General features: G+C 68.7%; 14 protein-coding genes. 5 read left to right on the top strand and 9 right to left on the bottom strand.

The genetic code is table 11. The features are described 5' to 3' along the window. Nucleotides 1-27: 27 nt before the first annotated feature. A complete protein-coding gene (locus NMN56_RS00970) occupies nt 28-2,046 on the top strand; it encodes an FAD/NAD(P)-binding protein (RefSeq protein ID WP_274039780.1) in 2,019 nt (672 codons plus the stop codon). Beyond that, the gene (locus tag NMN56_RS00965) at nt 2,043-3,509 is read left to right on the top strand and encodes a nitrosuccinate lyase (RefSeq protein ID WP_274039781.1); all 1,467 of its coding nucleotides are present in this window, start codon (nt 2,043-2,045) and stop codon (nt 3,507-3,509) included. The genes NMN56_RS00970 and NMN56_RS00965 overlap by 4 nt, the downstream gene beginning before the upstream one ends. A gap of 235 nt (nt 3,510-3,744) precedes the next feature. On the opposite strand, the gene NMN56_RS00960 is transcribed toward NMN56_RS00965, so the two are convergent. The 3 genes from NMN56_RS00960 to NMN56_RS00950 form a co-directional block, all read right to left on the bottom strand. Further along, nucleotides 3,745-4,149, bottom strand: coding sequence for a MerR family transcriptional regulator (locus NMN56_RS00960; RefSeq protein WP_274039782.1), 405 nt, complete (start codon nt 4,147-4,149; stop codon nt 3,745-3,747). A gap of 127 nt (nt 4,150-4,276) precedes the next feature. Continuing rightward, nucleotides 4,277-4,609 carry a DUF190 domain-containing protein gene (locus NMN56_RS00955; protein WP_274039783.1) on the bottom strand — a complete coding sequence of 111 codons (333 nt, stop codon included), beginning with the start codon at nt 4,607-4,609 and terminating at the stop codon, nt 4,277-4,279. A gap of 43 nt (nt 4,610-4,652) precedes the next feature. Further along, nucleotides 4,653-5,117 (bottom strand): thioesterase family protein, encoded by a 465-nt coding sequence (locus NMN56_RS00950; protein WP_274039785.1) that lies wholly within the window; start codon nt 5,115-5,117, stop codon nt 4,653-4,655. A gap of 793 nt (nt 5,118-5,910) precedes the next feature. Here NMN56_RS00950 and NMN56_RS00945 point away from each other — a divergent pair. After that, complete coding sequence (locus tag NMN56_RS00945) at nt 5,911-6,585, top strand: LuxR C-terminal-related transcriptional regulator (RefSeq protein ID WP_274039786.1); 675 nt, start codon at nt 5,911-5,913, stop codon at nt 6,583-6,585. Between the two features lie 34 nt (nt 6,586-6,619). Here NMN56_RS00945 and mtnA read toward each other — a convergent pair whose 3' ends face one another. The 4 genes from mtnA to ahcY form a co-directional block, all read right to left on the bottom strand. After that, a complete protein-coding gene (gene mtnA, locus NMN56_RS00940) occupies nt 6,620-7,690 on the bottom strand; it encodes an S-methyl-5-thioribose-1-phosphate isomerase (protein ID WP_274039787.1) in 1,071 nt (356 codons plus the stop codon). A 150-nt stretch (nt 7,691-7,840) separates the two neighbouring features. After that, nucleotides 7,841-8,215, bottom strand: a complete 375-nt coding sequence (locus tag NMN56_RS00935; protein WP_274039788.1) for a DUF190 domain-containing protein — start codon at nt 8,213-8,215, stop codon at nt 7,841-7,843. Between the two features lie 3 nt (nt 8,216-8,218). Next, nucleotides 8,219-8,764 (bottom strand): adenine phosphoribosyltransferase, encoded by a 546-nt coding sequence (locus NMN56_RS00930; RefSeq protein WP_274039789.1) that lies wholly within the window; start codon nt 8,762-8,764, stop codon nt 8,219-8,221. A 135-nt stretch (nt 8,765-8,899) separates the two neighbouring features. Beyond that, nucleotides 8,900-10,381 carry an adenosylhomocysteinase gene (gene ahcY, locus NMN56_RS00925; RefSeq protein ID WP_274039790.1) on the bottom strand — a complete coding sequence of 494 codons (1,482 nt, stop codon included), beginning with the start codon at nt 10,379-10,381 and terminating at the stop codon, nt 8,900-8,902. 252 nt (nt 10,382-10,633) lie between these two features. Here ahcY and NMN56_RS00920 point away from each other — a divergent pair, with 252 nt between their 5' ends. After that, nucleotides 10,634-12,226 (top strand): cation:proton antiporter, encoded by a 1,593-nt coding sequence (locus NMN56_RS00920; protein WP_274039791.1) that lies wholly within the window; start codon nt 10,634-10,636, stop codon nt 12,224-12,226. After that, nucleotides 12,223-13,032 (top strand): response regulator transcription factor, encoded by an 810-nt coding sequence (locus NMN56_RS00915; RefSeq protein WP_274039792.1) that lies wholly within the window; start codon nt 12,223-12,225, stop codon nt 13,030-13,032. The genes NMN56_RS00920 and NMN56_RS00915 overlap by 4 nt, the downstream gene beginning before the upstream one ends. On the opposite strand, the gene NMN56_RS00910 is transcribed toward NMN56_RS00915, so the two are convergent. Then, nucleotides 12,969-13,541 carry a helix-turn-helix domain-containing protein gene (locus tag NMN56_RS00910; RefSeq protein WP_274039793.1) on the bottom strand — a complete coding sequence of 191 codons (573 nt, stop codon included), beginning with the start codon at nt 13,539-13,541 and terminating at the stop codon, nt 12,969-12,971. The two genes, NMN56_RS00915 and NMN56_RS00910, sit on opposite strands and share 64 nt — an antisense overlap. Before the next feature lie 95 nt (nt 13,542-13,636). After that, the gene (locus tag NMN56_RS00905; protein ID WP_274039794.1) at nt 13,637-15,559 is read right to left on the bottom strand and encodes a fluorothreonine transaldolase; all 1,923 of its coding nucleotides are present in this window, start codon (nt 15,557-15,559) and stop codon (nt 13,637-13,639) included. Nucleotides 15,560-15,606 lie beyond the last annotated feature (47 nt).

Here is a 15,606-nt window from a genome sequence, read left to right as displayed (position 1 = left end):
TATCGCGGAACGGGAGGTCGTGACGGAATGCCTGACAGGTTCCCCGCGCGAGGGCGGGAGGAGACAGACGGCGCAACCGGCGAGGGGCGCCCCTTCGAAGTCGGTGTCGTCGGTGCGGGGCCACGCGGACTGTCCGTGCTGGAACGTCTGTGCGCCAACGAGCGGGCGGCGCCCTCTCACCACGAGATGGTGGTCCACCTCGTGGACCCCTTTCTCGCCGGGGCCGGGCGGGTATGGCGCACCGACCAGTCCCGGCTGCTGCTGATGAACACCGTGGCCTCGCAGATCACCGTCTTCACCGACGCGAGCGTGGAGATCGCCGGGCCGATCGAGCCGGGACCCAGTCTGTACGAGTGGGCCAGGACGGTGGCGCTGCTCGGTGAGTTCGACGGTTACGACGAGGAGGACCTGGCAGAAGCCCGCGGCCTGGGCCCCGACGCGTACCCGACACGCGTCCTCTACGGCCACTACCTGCGGGCCTGCTTCGACCGGATCGTCGCGGGTGCGCCCCGCCACATCAGGGTGCACCGGCGTTCGACCCGGGCCGTCGCCATGGATGACGCCCTGGGAGTCCCCTACGGTCAGCAGACGCTGCGCCTCGAACACGGCGACGGCCTGGTGCACCTGGACGCGGTGGTACTGGCCCAAGGGCACCTGCCAGCGCGCCTCTCGGCGCAGCAGGCCAGGACAGCGGGACTGGCGCGTATCCACCACCTCACCTACCTCACCCCGGGAAACCCCGCCGACATGGACACCGACGTGATGGAACCTGGCCGCCCCGTCCTGCTGCGCGGCCTGGGCCTGAACTTCTTCGACCACATGGCGCTCCTCACCGAAGGGCGCGGTGGCCGCTACGAGGAGTGCGAAGGCAAGCTCGTCTACCGCCCCTCCGACAAGGAACCGACGCTGTACGCCTTCTCCCGGCGCGGTGTCCCGTACCACGCGCGCGGCCGTAACCAGAAGGGCACCACCGGCCGTTACCACTCGCGGCTGCTGACCCCTGAGACGATCCAGCGGATGCGCGGAGAGGCACCGGCAGGGCTGCGGTTCTCCACCGACCTGTGGCCTCTGATCGCCAAGGAGGTCGAAAGCGTCTACTACGCCGCCTTCTTGGAGCGCCAGGGGCGGGGCGCGGAGAGGGACACCTTCACCGAGCGCTACCTCGCGGCCGGCCAGGCCGATTCCCCGGCGCTGCTGGACGCGTACCGCATCGCCCCACCGGACCGCTGGGACTGGGAACGTCTCCACCGGCCTTGCGCGGGACGCCACTTCGCCGACCGCGCGGCTTTCCGTTCCTGGCTGCTCCGCCACCTGGAGCGCGACGTACGGGAGGCCGAGGCCGGCAACGTGGACGGCCCGCTCAAGGCCGCGCTGGACGTGCTGCGCGATCTGCGCAACGAGGTCAGGCTCGCCGTCGACCACAACGGGTTACGGGACGACTCGCACCGGGACGAGCTGGAGGGCTGGTACACGCCCCTCAACGCCTACCTGTCCATCGGCCCGCCCGCGTCCCGCATCCGGGAGCTGATCGCCCTGATCGAGGCAGGGGTCGTGGACATACTCGGCCCCGGCACCGAAGTGCGCTTCGACGCCGCGGCACCGGGTTTCGTCGCCGCTTCGGCCCAAGTACCGGGAGAACCGGTGCACTCGACGGCCCTGATCGAGGCCAGGCTGCCCGTACCCGACCTGCGCCGGACCACCGATCCTCTCCTCTCCCATCTCCTGAACAGCGACCAGGCCGCTCCCTACCAGGTCACCGGGGACCGCGGCTCGCACTACGAGACAGGAGGACTCGCCGTCACCGGGCGGCCCTACAGGATCGTCGACGCCTACGGGCGTGCACACCCCCGGCGGTTCGCCTACGGGGTGCCCACCGAGGCGGTGCACTGGGCCACAGCGGCGGGCACCCGCCCCGGAGTCGACTCGGTCACGCTGGGGGACGCCGACGCGATGGCGCGGGCTGTGCTCGCCCTGGCTCCGGCCGCGCAGACATCCACGGAGTGGCCGCCCGCCGTCACCGCCGACGTGCCAGGGGTGATCGTATGAGCGAAGAGCAGGACCACCTGGAAGACCAGGACCACCTGATCGATGCGGGGCTGCTGTCCCCGGTGCGGGCCGGGGCCCCCGTGGAAGCCGTGGTGTCGGACGCCGCCTGGCTGCGGGCCATGATCGAGGCCGAGGTCGCTCTCGTCCGCGCCCAGGCCCGGCTGGGCACCGTGCCTCAGTGGGCCGCCAGGACCATCGCCGAGGTCTCCCGGGAAGACCGCGTGGATCTGCGCACCGTCGCGCGCGCCGCCAGGGAGAACGCCAACCCCGTGGTCGCGTTGGTCAGGGAGTTCACGCGCGCCGTCGCGGCGCGCGACCCCCGGGCCGCCGGCTATGTGCACCGCGGATCGACCAGCCAGGACATCTTCGACACGGGCGCGATGCTGGTCGCCCGGCGCGCGGTCTCGATGATGAGCACGGACCTGCGTTCGGCCGCCGGCTCCCTGGGCGCCCTGGCACGCCGGCACCACCACACCCCCATGGCGGGGCGCACCCTCGCGCTCCAGGCCGTGCCCATCACCTTCGGGCTCAAGGTCGCGGGCTGGCGCCGCCTGGTCCTGGACGCCGACCAGCGCATGGGAAGGCTGCTCGCCGGGGGCCTGCCGGTCTCGCTGGGCGGCGCGGCAGGCACCCTGGCCGGCTACCTCGCGTACGCCACCGTGGACGCGGCACCGGGGGCCGACGGCGGTCGTGAGGACTACGCCGACCGCCTTGAGCGGGCGTTCGCGCTGGAGACCGGGCTGGCGCGGCAGACCCTCCCCTGGCACGCGCTGCGCACCCCGATCGCCGACCTGGGGGCGGTACTGGGCTTCACCGCAGGCGCACTCGGCAAGATCGCGGTCGATGTGCTCACTCTGTCCCGTACCGAGATCGGCGAGGTGGCGGAGCCCGGGCCGCCGGGGCGCGGGGCCTCCTCCGCGATGCCCCACAAACGGAACCCGGTTCTCGCGGCCATGATCCGCGGCGTCTCCCTCCATGTGCCCGTCCTCGCGGCCGGGTTGACCCAGAGCCTGACCGCCGACGACGAGCGCTCGGGCGGTACCTGGCAGGCCGAGTGGGCCATGCTGCGCGAATGCCTCCGGCTCACCGGTGGAGCGACACACACCCTCTCCGAACTCGCCGCCGGCCTGGAGGCGAAACCGGAACGGATGGCGGCGAATCTGCGACTGACATCGAGCGGCATGGCCAGTGAGCGGCTCGTGGCGGTGCTGACGCCACGGCTGGGCCGGGCGACGGCTCAGGAACTGCTCACCACGTGCACGCGCGAGGCGGCGCTGACCGGCCGCCCGCTGTCGGCCGTGCTGTCCGCCGGACTGGCTGCCCTGCCGTCCCCCGGCGGCGCCATGCCCCCGGCCGAAGTCGAAGCGCTCTGCGCCCCCGACGCCTATCTGGGCGCGGCAAGCCTGCTCGTCGACCGCGCGCTGAGCGATGAGGCCGGGCCCGCCGGGGAGAGCGACCGGTAGCCGCGTCGGACCGAAGGGGGCCCGCGCCCTCGAACGCCCCCGGGCCGGCACCGCGCCCCGGGGGCCTTTCGCGAGTTCCGTGTGGCGGCACCCACCCCTCGGCCTCCCGGCACCCATGTCCCGCTCCGCCCGAGCCCCGGCCCCACGGCCGTAGGGCTCAACAGCCGAAGGGCCCCACCACGGCCGGAGGGGCCCACAGCCGGACGGTCGAGCGGTACCTCCGCGTTCCGCCGCCCTAGGACACGGCGCCGGACGCGGCCGGGCTCGCGTGCTGGGAGACGATCGCGTCCTCCAGGTCGGCGCTGTGCTGGACCAGTCGGTCCCTGATCTGTTGCAGCCGGGCGATCCTGTCCTCAAGCCCCATCAACCGCCGCTGCGCCGCGTCCAGTTCGGCGGAACAGCGGGGTGAGTCGGTCAGGCGGTGTTCGAGGCAGCCGGCGGAGAGGTAGAGCAGGACGTCTTCGGTGGTCAGTCCGGCGACGAGCAGGTCCTTGATGTTGCGTGCCCGGTCGAGGGTGACTTCGTCGTACTCCCGGTGCCCGTTGATGTCCCTGGAAGGCGACAAGAGCCCCTGCTGCTCGTAGTAGCGCAAGGAGCGGGGGCTGACACCGACGCGCTCAGCTAGCTCTCCGATTCGCATGATTCGCTCCGTAGGCAGGTTGGCACTCTGAGAAGTTGGCACATACGTAAGGCCACCCGCTGCCGCCGTATTCCACCGCGCGGGCGCGAGGACTTCGGGGCTCGGGGCGCGCTGCCAGTGTGGCGGGTCAGCCGGCCGGGCCGCGCAGCACGGTGACGGTGTCGAGAACGACCATCCTGCCGTCCAGGGGGCGTTGGAGTTCGCGCAGCAGATGCCGTATCCGGTGCTCGCTGTCGATGACCGTGACCACCAGGGGCAGGTCGTCGCTGGCGGACAGCAGCCGGTCGGTGTGCAGGACGGTGGAGGCGCCATAGCCCTCGACCGCCCGGGAAACGGTGGCGCCCGCCAGGCCCAACCGCTGTGCCTCGCCGACGACATGGTGGCACAGGGACTTCCCGTGCCAGGTGTCGCTCTCCGAAAGGAAGACCGTCGCGCGCACTCCCACACCGCTGACTCGCATGTGCTGTCTCCGTTTCCCGGGGACGAAGGACAAGGAGACGCGGCTATACCTCGGCTGCGTCCTGCGCTTCCTGCGCTTTCTGCGTTGCCAGCGCCTGGAGCCGCTTCTTCTCCACGCGCTTGTTGAAACGGTCGACGTCGATCACCATGCGCTCGTGAGTGCCGGCGCCGATCTCGTCGACGCCGTCATGGGCCGTCACGTTCCATGTCAGCGCCTTTCCCTGACGCTCCAGCAGCCTTACGGTCACCTGAATCGTGAGACCGGGAGGGGTGGCGGCCGTGTGTGTCACACGGATCGCGGTGCCGACACTGCCTTCTCCGGGTTCGAGGAAAGGAGCCATCGCACGGACGCAGGCCCACTCCATGAGCCCGACCATAAAGCCGGTGGCGAAGACCTCGGGGAACGTGGAGAATTCCTGCGATTCCGCGTAGAGGTGACGCACCGTCTTGTTCTGCGGGACAAGGTAGCGATGGGTGAACTCCTCGTCGACCAGTAGTCCGTCCCTCATCGGGTTTCTCCTTCTTCTCCGGCCCTGTGGACACACAACGGTGCCGGGACGGACCACGGAGGTCAACCAGGCGAACGCGACCACGGCGACCAGGCCCGTGGGGCGTTGGGCAACGATGTTGAATTAGGTGGAATCAGCCACTCCTGGGCGACCCACCTCTCACAGGCCCCTCGTGTGCGGTGAGGGCTGGCCACGGAGGCGGGGAGCGCGGAAGCGGAAGGACGGGACCCAATTCGGGGCACCAGCGGGAGAAATCTCGTGCACAACGTAAAATTTGTACAGTTATTACACTTGAAATGCGCACCCACGGAAATATTTTCGTGGAGTGACGCCAAGTAGCTGCCGTGCCGGGTGCCCGAATTGTGCATATGCGGCAGCGACTGATGCAGCCTCCATAGACGCACGGTACACGGGTGACCGCATGGGGTGACGGCTGAAGAGTGGGGTCCGGACAAGGGTTCGAAACTGCATACTGGGGAGTCTTGTGTGTCCAACGGTGATGGGGCTCACCGAAACCGCGGCTAGCACCGCTGACGGTCCCTGGCTGTCCATGGCAATCGATGAAACCAGTTCAGTGAGCCCATATGTATCGGCCCGTTTTCTATGTGCCACATGCAATTTCTTCCGTACCGATCTTGTCGAAATTCCCTGGACGGGAAATGTTTTCCGGTAGAAGTGCGATGGCAAGCAAGGCCGAATGACATATGCCCCGCATATGCAACGCCCCGGCATGTGGCCGGAGTGATGCGCTCTGCCCCCTGGCGCCGCCGACGCGAGGTAGGAGGAGGAAACCGTGACCACGATTCTTCTGTGTGCGGAAAATATCCTGATCAGGAAGGGACTGCGTAAAATTCTGGAAGATGACGAGGGACTCAGGGTCGTCGCAGAAACCGGCAACATTTCGGAAGTGCTCAAGTTGGCTGAGCAACACAGGCCGGATGTGGCGTTCGTCGAACTCAACATGCCGTACGGGGAAGGGCTGCGCATGAGCCATGCCCTCTCCAAGGACGGCGAGGCATCTTCCATCGGGCTGGCCTTCATCACCCAGTCGTTCGACCCCACGGTGGCCCTGCGCGGACTGCTGGCAGGTGCCCGCGCTTTCCTGGCCAAAAGCGATCCCCCGCGGCATCTGATCGCCGCGGTGCACGCGGTCGCCGCGGGCTATACGGTGCTGCCCCCTGACACCGTCTCCGCGCTGGAACCATGGGGCGCGCTCTCGCTCTCCACGACCCGCGTCGCCGACATGTTCAGCACGCTGACGGCACGGGAGCTGGAGGTGCTCCGGCTGATAGCGGCGGGCATGGCGAACCGCGAGATCGCCAAGACGCTCTCCCTGGGAGAAGCCACCGTCAAGTCGCACGTCTCCCGGCTCCTGTCCAAGCTGGGCCTGCGCAACAGATCGCAGGCCGTGGCCCAGGCGTACGCCGGGGGCCTGATCCCCAGTCCTTCTGCGTACGCGAGCAGTTGAGCGAAGGGCGAGTTCCGCTTCTCGTCACGCGATGTCACCAGGCCGAGGGTCCCGCGGGGGAGGTGATGAGCCTGCGGTCCGTGACGATGGCGGAGATGAGCCCGGCCGGAGTGATGTCGAACGCGTAGTTGAGCGCCCGGGCGTCATCGGGAGCCACCCGACGGCCGCCCGCGTGCGTGACCTCGTCTTCGGAGCGGCTTTCGACCGGTATGGCCGAGCCGTCGGGCAGCGAACCGTCGAGCGTCGTCTCAGGAGCCGCCACGACAAAGGGGATCCCCGCGTGCCGGGCGGCCAGTGCGAGGCCGAAGGTTCCGATCTTGTTCGCGGTGTCCCCGTTCGCCGCTATCCGGTCCGCCCCGACCACCACGGCGTCCACCTGCTCCCTGGCGAGCACGAAGGGGCCGGCGCCGTCGCAGACCAGGCGGTAGTCGATGCCGGCGCGGCCCAACTCCCAGCAGGTGAGCCGGGCGCCCTGGAGCAGAGGGCGCGTTTCGTCGACGATGACCCGGCTCATCAGGTGTCTGGCGTGCAGCGAGCGGATCACTCCCAGCGCCGTGCCCCACTCGACACACGCCAGCGCCCCGGTGTTGCAGTGCGTCTGCACGGTGAGCGGCCCGGTCCCGCAGGCTTCGGCCACGAAGTCGGCGCCCCGCTCACCGATGCGGTGGCTGGCCTCCACCACCCGTGCGAGATACGCCAGCGCGGAGACCCTGGCCGCCTCGGGGCCCTGGCGCAGTGCGGGCAGCACGGCCGAGACGCCCACACCGAGGTCGACGGCCGTGGGACGGGCCGCACGCAGGCGCTCCACCTGCTCGCCGAGAAACGTGGCGGACCAGCCGCCCAGTTGAGCCTGCCGGGCCGCCAGTGCCACTCCCAGCGCTCCCGCTGCGCCCAGTACGGGGGCACCGCGCACCGCCAGCCGCCGGACGGCGTCGATCAGTTCGTCCACGGTCCTGAGCGTGAGCGCAACGACGTGCTGCGGCAGTTGGGTCTGATCGAGCACCACGACGGCGCCGTCCTGCCAGCCGATGACGGGCGGCGTCGCGGTGTCCCGCGCCTCCCGTCCCCCGGCCGCCGTGCCGCGCGGGGCGTCTGACATGGACATCTGTGCGTCTTCCTGTGAACGAGGCACGAGCTTCCCCTCCGTCTGCCGGCCACTTGGCCTGGTGCCTGATGCCTGCCGGCCTGGTGTCTGCCGGCTTCCGCCTGTCGCCAGGACGTACGGCTCATTCCGCCGTCGGGAGGCGCGAGTTGGTCACTCGTCAGCGCCGGTCCGTGCCGAGAGCACGCCGCCGGTGACCTCGTCCAGTACGGCGAAGCTCTCCGGAGCGATCTGCGCCAGTACGCGGACGAACCGCGCGACCCGTTCCGGGGTGTCGACGACGAGGACCATGACGGGACGGTCACGCGGGACGCCGTGCCGCCCGGCGCCATGGAGGACCCCGGCTCTTCCGAAGCCGGCCACGCAGGGCAGTGCGGAGGCTCCCATTACGCCTTCGCGCCGTGCGCGCCGTACGAGTTCCACGTACAGCGGCACATGCCCTGACCTGTCCGTGCTCCGTACGTAGACGGTCACGCGGTGCAGGGTGCCCGCCTCGGTTGCCGCGTACGGCCCCGCTGGAGGCTCCACGGCTCAGCCCGCACTGCGGGGCAGGACGAAATGGGTGGTGACATCGGCGAGTCCCGGCCACTCCGGCAGCAGATCGAGAGCCAGGAGCGCGGTGAATCCCGCGACCGAGGCGCCTGTGCGGCGTACCAGCCGCACGGCTGCCGCCGCCGTACCGCCTGTCGCGAGGATGTCGTCGACCACAAGCACCCTGTCCGTCGGCTGGAAGGCGTCCTGGTGCACCTCCAGCGTCGCCTCCCCGTACTCCAGCGCGTAGCTCTCCGCGAGGGTGCGCCCCGGCAGCTTGCCGGCCTTGCGGAGCGGCACGAAGCCGAGGCCGAGGCGCGCTGCCAGGGAGACACCGAACAGGAAGCCGCGTGCCTCGATGCCCGCGACCTTGTCCGTGCGCCCCGCGAAGGGCTCGGCCATCGCGGCGACGGCGGCTGCGAAGGCCACGGGGTCGGCCAGTAAGGGGGTGATGTCCTTGAAGGTGATGCCGGGATCGGGGAATCCCGGTACGTCCCGGATGGTCGACAGAACCGCTGCGTTGGCGTCGGGGCTGGTGTGCTCCATGGACGGTCTCCTCTCGTGGGCGCGGCGGACGCGGCGCGGTGCGGTGCCCGGGCCGGCGCCCGTTGTGCCGGTGGTACCGGTGGTATCGGTGGTGCCTGCGGCACGGCGGACGCTCGGATGCCGCGCGTACTGCCCTCAGTACCGGTAGTGCTCCGGCTTGTAGGGGCCCTCGACGGGCACGCCGATGTAGTCGGCCTGCCGCTGGTCCAGCTCGGTCAGATGGACGCCGAGCGCGTCGAGATGGAGGCGGGCCACCCGTTCGTCCAGGTGCTTGGGGAGCCGGTGCACGCCGACCGGGTACTTCTGGGCCCCGGTGAACAGCTCGATCTGGGCGATCACTTGGTTGGCGAAGCTCGTGGACATGACGAAGCTGGGGTGTCCCGTGGCGTTTCCGAGGTTGAGGAGGCGCCCCTCGCTCAGCACGATGATGGCGTGCCCGTCGGGGAAGGTCCACAGATCGACCTGAGGCTTCACCCGCGTTCTGCGGATGCCGGGAAACGCACTCAGGCCGGCCATGTCGATCTCGTTGTCGAAGTGGCCGATGTTGCCGACCACGGCCTGATGCTTCATGAGCGCCATGTGCTCGGCCCTGATGATGTCCCGGTTGCCGGTCGCCGTGACGACGAGGTCGGCCGAGGGGAGCATCTCCTCCAGCGTGGCGACGGGGTACCCGTCCATCGCCGCCTGGAGCGCGCAGATCGGGTCGATCTCGGTCACGGTCACCTTCGCGCCCTGCCCGCGCAGCGACTCGGCGCACCCCTTTCCGACGTCGCCGTATCCGCAGACCACGGCCGTCTTCCCGCCGATCAGCACATCGGTGGCGCGGTTGATCCCGTCGATGAGGGAGTGGCGGACGCCGTAGCGGTTGTCGAACTTGGACTTGGTCACCGAGTCGTTGACGTTGATCGCGGGGAAGAGCAGGCCCCCTTCACGCTCCATGTCGTACAGCCGGAGCACGCCGGTCGTCGTCTCCTCAGAGACCCCCCGGACGCTCCGCACCGCTTCCTGCCAGCGGCCGGGCGACATCTCCAGTGAACGGGCCAGGAGTTCGCGTACGACGGCCTCCTCCTCCGAGTCGGCAGCTGAGGGCGGCGGCACCGTGCCGGCCCGCTCGCACTCGACGCCCCTGTGCAGCAGCGAGGTGGCGTCTCCCCCGTCGTCGACGATCAGATCAGGCCCTCCGCCGGGCCAGCTGAGCGCCTGTTGGGTGCACCACCAGTACTCGCGCAGGGACTCGCCCTTCCATGCGAACACCGGTACGCCGCGGGGCTCGTGCTCCGTTCCCGCGGGGCCGACCGCGACCGCGGCTGCCGCGTGGTCCTGGGTGGAGAAGATGTTGCAGCTCGCCCAGCGCACCTCGGCACCGAGCGCCACCAGGGTCTCGATCAGGACGGCGGTCTGCACGGTCATGTGCAGCGACCCCGATATACGTGCCCCGCGCAGCGGAGCGGTGTCGGCGTACTCGCGGCGCAGCGCCATGAGCCCTGGCATCTCATGCTCGGCGAGGTCGATCTCCTGGCGGCCGAATTCCGCCAGCGAAAGATCAGCCACCTTGAATGCGGGGATGTGTAGATCATTCTTTCCTGGGACCACAGCCACCTGACATGCCCCTCTCATGACGCCGTCGCCAATCGGCCGGCCCGAGCATTGTCTGCATGCGGCTCCCTGTTCAACAACCGCCTGGCTGCTGATATTTTGGGTCCACCTTCAGGTGCAGAAATGCGGGGGCTCCCCTAACAGGATGAATCCTTCCGATGCAGGCGAACGGCGAGAAGGTTGATTTTCTCCGTGCCCCTGGACAGGTCATTTATCGTTCAGGTAACAATATCCCGGGAGTTGTGCAGCTCCCGTTGGAGCGGAGGGCTGAGAATGTTCCTGGGCACCGGTGAAGTCGCGCGCATACTTATCGCTCTAGCCTTTCTGGTCATTACAGCGCACGGCGCGGCATATCTGTTCCAGATCGTGAAGCAGCCGCCGGTCATCGGTGAGATCCTCGGGGGCCTGCTGCTCGGGCCCACCGTTCTCGGCTTCTTCGCACCGGGGGTGCAGGCGGACCTCATCCCGCCGGACGGGCCGACGGCGCACGCGCTGAGCCTCATCTACCAGTTGGGGCTGCTGCTGCTGGTGTATCTGACGGGGACCGAGCTGCGCGGCCAGTCCACCACGGGGACCGAGCGCCGCAGCATCATGTCCATGTCGCTCCTGGGGCTGCTGATCCCCTTCGCCGCAGGGATCACACTCTCCGGAACAGCGGGGCTCGACGGGCTCTCGGGGGCCCAGGGGTCGAGCACGTCCATCGTGCTCATATTCGGTATGGCCATCGCCATCACCAGCATCCCTGTGATCTCCCGCATCATGCTGGACCTCGGTATTCTCGGCACCCACTTCGCCCGTATGGTGCTCTCTGTCGCGGTCCTCGAAGATGTGGTCCTCTACGTGACACTGGCCGTGGTCATGGGGATTTCAGGAGCAACTTCAGGGGACGCGCAAGGATTTGGCGCACTGGTCAGTGAAGCGCCTCTCCACTGGGCCGTCCTCTACTACACCATCGCCCCCTGCATTTTCCTGGCGTTGCTTCTCAAGTACGGGGGACGAATCTTCGGCCTCCTCATGGACGCGCGCTGGAACATACTGTCCCGGCGCAGCCCGGCCGCCTATTTGATGGTGTTCATCTTCGCGCTGTGCCTGGCCTGTATAGGACTTGGTATAGACCCGATATTCGGAGCCCTTGTCGCCGGTGTGTGCGATGCCAGGTCGGGGCGTGCTGAGGACGCGCGGGAAACGCTGCGCGGGATCTCGTACTCCTTCTTCATTCCCGTCTACTTCGCACTCGTCGGGGTGAAGCTGGATCTCATACACCACTTCGACATCGTGTTCTTCGCCTGGTTCCTCGTCTTCGCCTGCGTGGTGAAGTTCAGCAGCGTATGGCTCGGCGCCAGGATCGGGGGGCAGAACAACCGCTCCGCCTCGAACCTGGCAGCCGCCATGAACGCGCGGGGCGGACCGGGAATCGTGCTGGCCTCGGTCACCTTCGGCGCCGGGATCATCAGCGAGGACTTCTTCTCCGCGCTCGTCGTCCTGTCGATCGTCACCTCCCAGATGGCGGGGGTCTGGCTCACCAGGACGCTCGACCGGGGTAACCCGCTGACCGCGCAGGACGGTCCCGAGCCACGGGACGGCCCCAAGCCGCTGGAGGAGCCGCCACCACTGGCCGGCCCCAGGCCGCTGGACGGCCCGGAACCGCCCGCAGGCGCAGGCCCGCCGAACGGTGTCCGGCCGCCGGACGGACCTCAACCGCCGGAAGGCGCCGAGCTGCTGGACGCTGACACGCACGCGGACACGGGAACGGTCCTGGGGACGGACGCGGGGACGGACGCGGGAGCGCCGGGCGAGCACACCGAAGGTGCACCTCTCATCGACCTGAAGAACGAGAAGAACGACCGGAAGGCAGACACTCCATGACGCTGGGTCAGGAAAGCGTCGCCGTGGCACCTCCCCGGGAGGCGGCGACCGCTGTCAGCATCGCCGTGGTCGACGAGAACGAGTTCTTCCGGGCGGGCCTCGTGCACTTCCTCTCCGCCGAGGAGTCCTTCACCGTCGTGACCCAGTCGGGGACCACCGCCGAGGCGGAGGCCGCACTCCCCGCGCTCCGGCCCGACGTGGTCCTGGTCGGGGTCGCGCACACGGACGCGGGGGCTCCGCAGGACGTGGCCCGGCTGCGTGCGTGCACGCCGGACACCCGCGTCGTCGTCCTGCTGGCGCGGGACGATCCGTTCGCCGTACGCGGCATGCTCGGCGCCGGGGTGCACGCGGTGCTCCCCCGGCATGTCAGTCCCCAGGAACTCGCGGGCGCCGTCCGGGTCGTCGCGTGCGGGTCCGACCGCCTTGTGCTGTCCCTGTCCTCCCGGACACTCGACGGACTGCAGGAGACGACGGCACCCGGCCTGCTCACCGCGCGGGAGGTGGAGATCGTCGAACTGGTCGCCGGCGGGCTGCGCAACTCCCAGATCGCACGGCACCTGTTCATCACGGAGGGCACCGTAAAGCGTCATCTGTCCAACGTCTACGCGAAGTTGGGCGCGACATGCCGCACAGACGCGGTGTGCAGGGCGGCGGACCGCGGCCTGATCCCCGGCGCGACAGCCGAGCACGCCCCACCGGGATTGGCTCCGGTACAGCCCACGGGCGGAGGATCGCGGTCAGGTCACGGCGTCGCCGGATACGTCATCACGAGCACCGCGTCGACACCGGGCTCCAGGGACTCGTAGAAGTGCCCCACGTCGGCGGAGAAGGTGACGAAGTCGCCCTCGGCCAGCTCGGCGGGTGAGTCGAGAGGACCCAGGCGCAGCGCGCCGCGCAGCACGACGACGCGCTCGACCGTGCCCCCGCTGTGCGGCGGGCTGTCGATGCGCCTGCCGGTCTCCGCGATGCGCAGCCGCCAGATCTCGCTCAGTCCTCCGGCACCCAGCCGGTCCAGGAGTTCCTGCTTGCTGGTGTCCGGAGCCGCCGTCCCCGCACGTACCACGGTGGGCTGAGGGGAGGAGTCGGTCAGGAGGTCACCGAGAGGCAGCCGCAGCGCGACGGCGATGGCCGAGATGGTCTCGATGGTCGGATTGCCCTGCCGGGACTCGATTCCGGAGAGCGTCGCGCGGCTGACTCCGGAGAGCCGTGACAGTTCCGCGAGCGAGAGACCGCGGAACTGCCGCGAGCGGCGGACCTGTACGCCCACCGTCGCTCCCACGCCGTTCGCCGGCGCCTGCCCGTCCATGTTGTCCATCTCGCCTTACTCCCTGCGGGGTGCCGCTGTTCCTGATACAGAGAGTAAGGCGGTGGACCGGAACCCGTGCGGCCGGGCACGGGCTCCACCGCACGTCACCGGCGGCGCAGTGTGCGCGCCCCGAACTTCCGTACGAGATCCCTGCACTCCTCGAAGTCCGGCGACCAGAACACCAGACCATGGCGGCGGACGTACATCACCTGGCTCTGTGCGGCGCCCTCGGCCACGGCCTCGGCCAGGGCGACACTGCCGTACTCCTGCGGGGGCAGCACCAGCAACCCCTCGTTCTCTTCCATCTGCCTGCTGACGATGCAGTGGTTGTGCACGACGTACCTGGCGTTGGTCCGTTCCCGCAGCAGCTGGTGCAGGTGGGCCTCGGCCGACGGCGGTCCGTCTCCCTGGCACTGGAGTGTCCAGCCGTCCCGCCCGGTGATCTCGACGAAGTCGTCCGGGGCCAGGTCCTTGATGTAGACGCCACTGCCGGTCACGAACAGCCGACCGTCCTGGTCCGTACAGCTGATGTTGCCCGCCGAGTCGATCTGGTGCGGGAACTCACCTGCCAGGGCGCCGAGTTCGCGCGCCCGTACGTATGCCTCCTTGCGCGGAGTGATACCTGAGGGAGCCAGGTGAATGCCGATCCAGCGCGGTCGCCGTACCGGTGTCTCCTGGCCGGACAGCCGGACGGACTCACGGGCGGGCTCCCCGGCGGGCTCCCGGGCAGGTTCCCGGGGCGGGGTGTGCTGCCGCTCTTCCTGGCCCGTGTAGTACACCTGTTGGTGCCGCCTGGCCAGCTCCCGCACCCGGGGGCGTACCTGCTCCGGCTCCTCCTTGTTCAGGAGCACGGAGGCGAGCAGCGAGGCGATCTCGTCCAGTTCCGGTTTCCCGAATCCCCTCCGGGTGATCTCCTGGACGCCGAACCTGAGGGTGTCCCGGTGGTGGAAGGCCACCACGCGGTTGGCGGATATGTTGGCGCGCACCACCCGGTCCAGGACCTCGGGGCCACTTCCGATGTCCCGGGTGTCGACGAAGAACATATGGTTCGCGGTGAATCCCCGGGACTCGGCGAGCACCTGTACGCCGCGCCGGTGGAGTTCCCCGGCGAGGTACCTGGCGTTCTCCAGGACCCGGTCCGCGTACCGCTCCCCTTCCTGCCGCATCTCGTGGAGCGCGATGAACAGCGCGATGGTCGGAGCCGTGTGCTGGCTGCTCACCATGCCGGAGGACAGCGTGTAGCCCACGTTCTCCATCAGCGCGCGGTCGTTCCCCAGGATGATGCCTTTCTGGGGCCCGAACAGTGTTTTGTGGGTGTTCGCCTGAAGGATGTCGGCGCCTTCGCGGAGCGGGTCCTGGAACCGGCCGCCCGCGATCAGTCCGAGGGTGTGGGACGCGTCGAAGACGAGCGGGGTGTCCCCGGCGATCTCCTTCAGGTCGCCGAGCGGGAACGGGAAGAGATAGTTCATCGCGTCCACGTACAGCAGGGACGGCCGCTCCTTCTTGAAGACTTCCCGCGTCCTGTCCATGTCGATCGACATGTCGTCGTTGTACACATAGGTGCAGCTCTGCCGCCCGAAGGTGCGGCAGATGAGCTCGGTAAGAAAGTGCCCACCGTCTTTGGTAGCCACCCGCATGACCGTGTCGCCCGGCTCCGTGAGGGCCGCGAAAGTGGTCTGCATCGCGTGCAGTCCTGACAGACAGCGGAACTCGGCGAACCGGCTTCCGAAGAGTTGCCTGCACACCTCGGTGGCCGAATTCTCGATCATGCTGATTCGGTTCAGTCCGCGGAGCAGCAGATTGTTGAGGCGCGCGGGGGACGACTCCCGCATTTCGAGGTGCTCCAGCAGATATCTCTCCGACAGCGGGCTGGAGAGCACCCGCTGTGCCAGCGGAGAAAGAACGGTCTCGTTCGCGGTGAGGTGGAGAACCTCTGTCTGTTCCTTCTCCTCCTCGTCGATCAGCTCCGCGATGGTCTGCAGGGAAAGGGGAACGTCAGCGTGCTGAATGTGCTGAGTGGGATGCATGGTCAATGCTCATTCGTTCAGAGGGAACTGCCTCTTGGTCGTGCCGG

It is taken from the genome of Streptomyces iconiensis (genome assembly GCF_028657195.3).
Taxonomy (GTDB): Bacteria; Actinomycetota; Actinomycetes; order Streptomycetales; family Streptomycetaceae; genus Streptomyces; species Streptomyces iconiensis.
This window is presented reverse-complemented; position numbering and strand designations above follow the sequence as displayed.

Excerpts from the sequence above, each read along its gene's own strand:
- NMN56_RS00955 (WP_274039783.1), bottom strand. The coding sequence starts at position 4,609 with ATGCGAGTCAGCGGTGTGGGAGTGCGCGCGACGGTCTTCCTTTCGGAG.
- NMN56_RS00950 (WP_274039785.1), bottom strand. The coding sequence starts at position 5,117 with ATGAGGGACGGACTACTGGTCGACGAGGAGTTCACCCATCGCTACCTT.
- NMN56_RS00970 (WP_274039780.1), top strand. The coding sequence starts at position 28 with ATGCCTGACAGGTTCCCCGCGCGAGGGCGGGAGGAGACAGACGGCGCA.
- NMN56_RS00930 (WP_274039789.1), bottom strand. The coding sequence starts at position 8,764 with ATGGAGCACACCAGCCCCGACGCCAACGCAGCGGTTCTGTCGACCATC.
- NMN56_RS00965 (WP_274039781.1), top strand. The coding sequence starts at position 2,043 with ATGAGCGAAGAGCAGGACCACCTGGAAGACCAGGACCACCTGATCGAT.
- NMN56_RS00960 (WP_274039782.1), bottom strand. The coding sequence starts at position 4,149 with ATGCGAATCGGAGAGCTAGCTGAGCGCGTCGGTGTCAGCCCCCGCTCC.
- mtnA (WP_274039787.1), bottom strand. The coding sequence starts at position 7,690 with ATGTCCATGTCAGACGCCCCGCGCGGCACGGCGGCCGGGGGACGGGAG.
- ahcY (WP_274039790.1), bottom strand. The coding sequence starts at position 10,381 with ATGAGAGGGGCATGTCAGGTGGCTGTGGTCCCAGGAAAGAATGATCTA.
- NMN56_RS00905 (WP_274039794.1), bottom strand. The coding sequence starts at position 15,559 with ATGCATCCCACTCAGCACATTCAGCACGCTGACGTTCCCCTTTCCCTG.
- NMN56_RS00910 (WP_274039793.1), bottom strand. The coding sequence starts at position 13,541 with ATGGACAACATGGACGGGCAGGCGCCGGCGAACGGCGTGGGAGCGACG.
- NMN56_RS00915 (WP_274039792.1), top strand. The coding sequence starts at position 12,223 with ATGACGCTGGGTCAGGAAAGCGTCGCCGTGGCACCTCCCCGGGAGGCG.
- NMN56_RS00920 (WP_274039791.1), top strand. The coding sequence starts at position 10,634 with ATGTTCCTGGGCACCGGTGAAGTCGCGCGCATACTTATCGCTCTAGCC.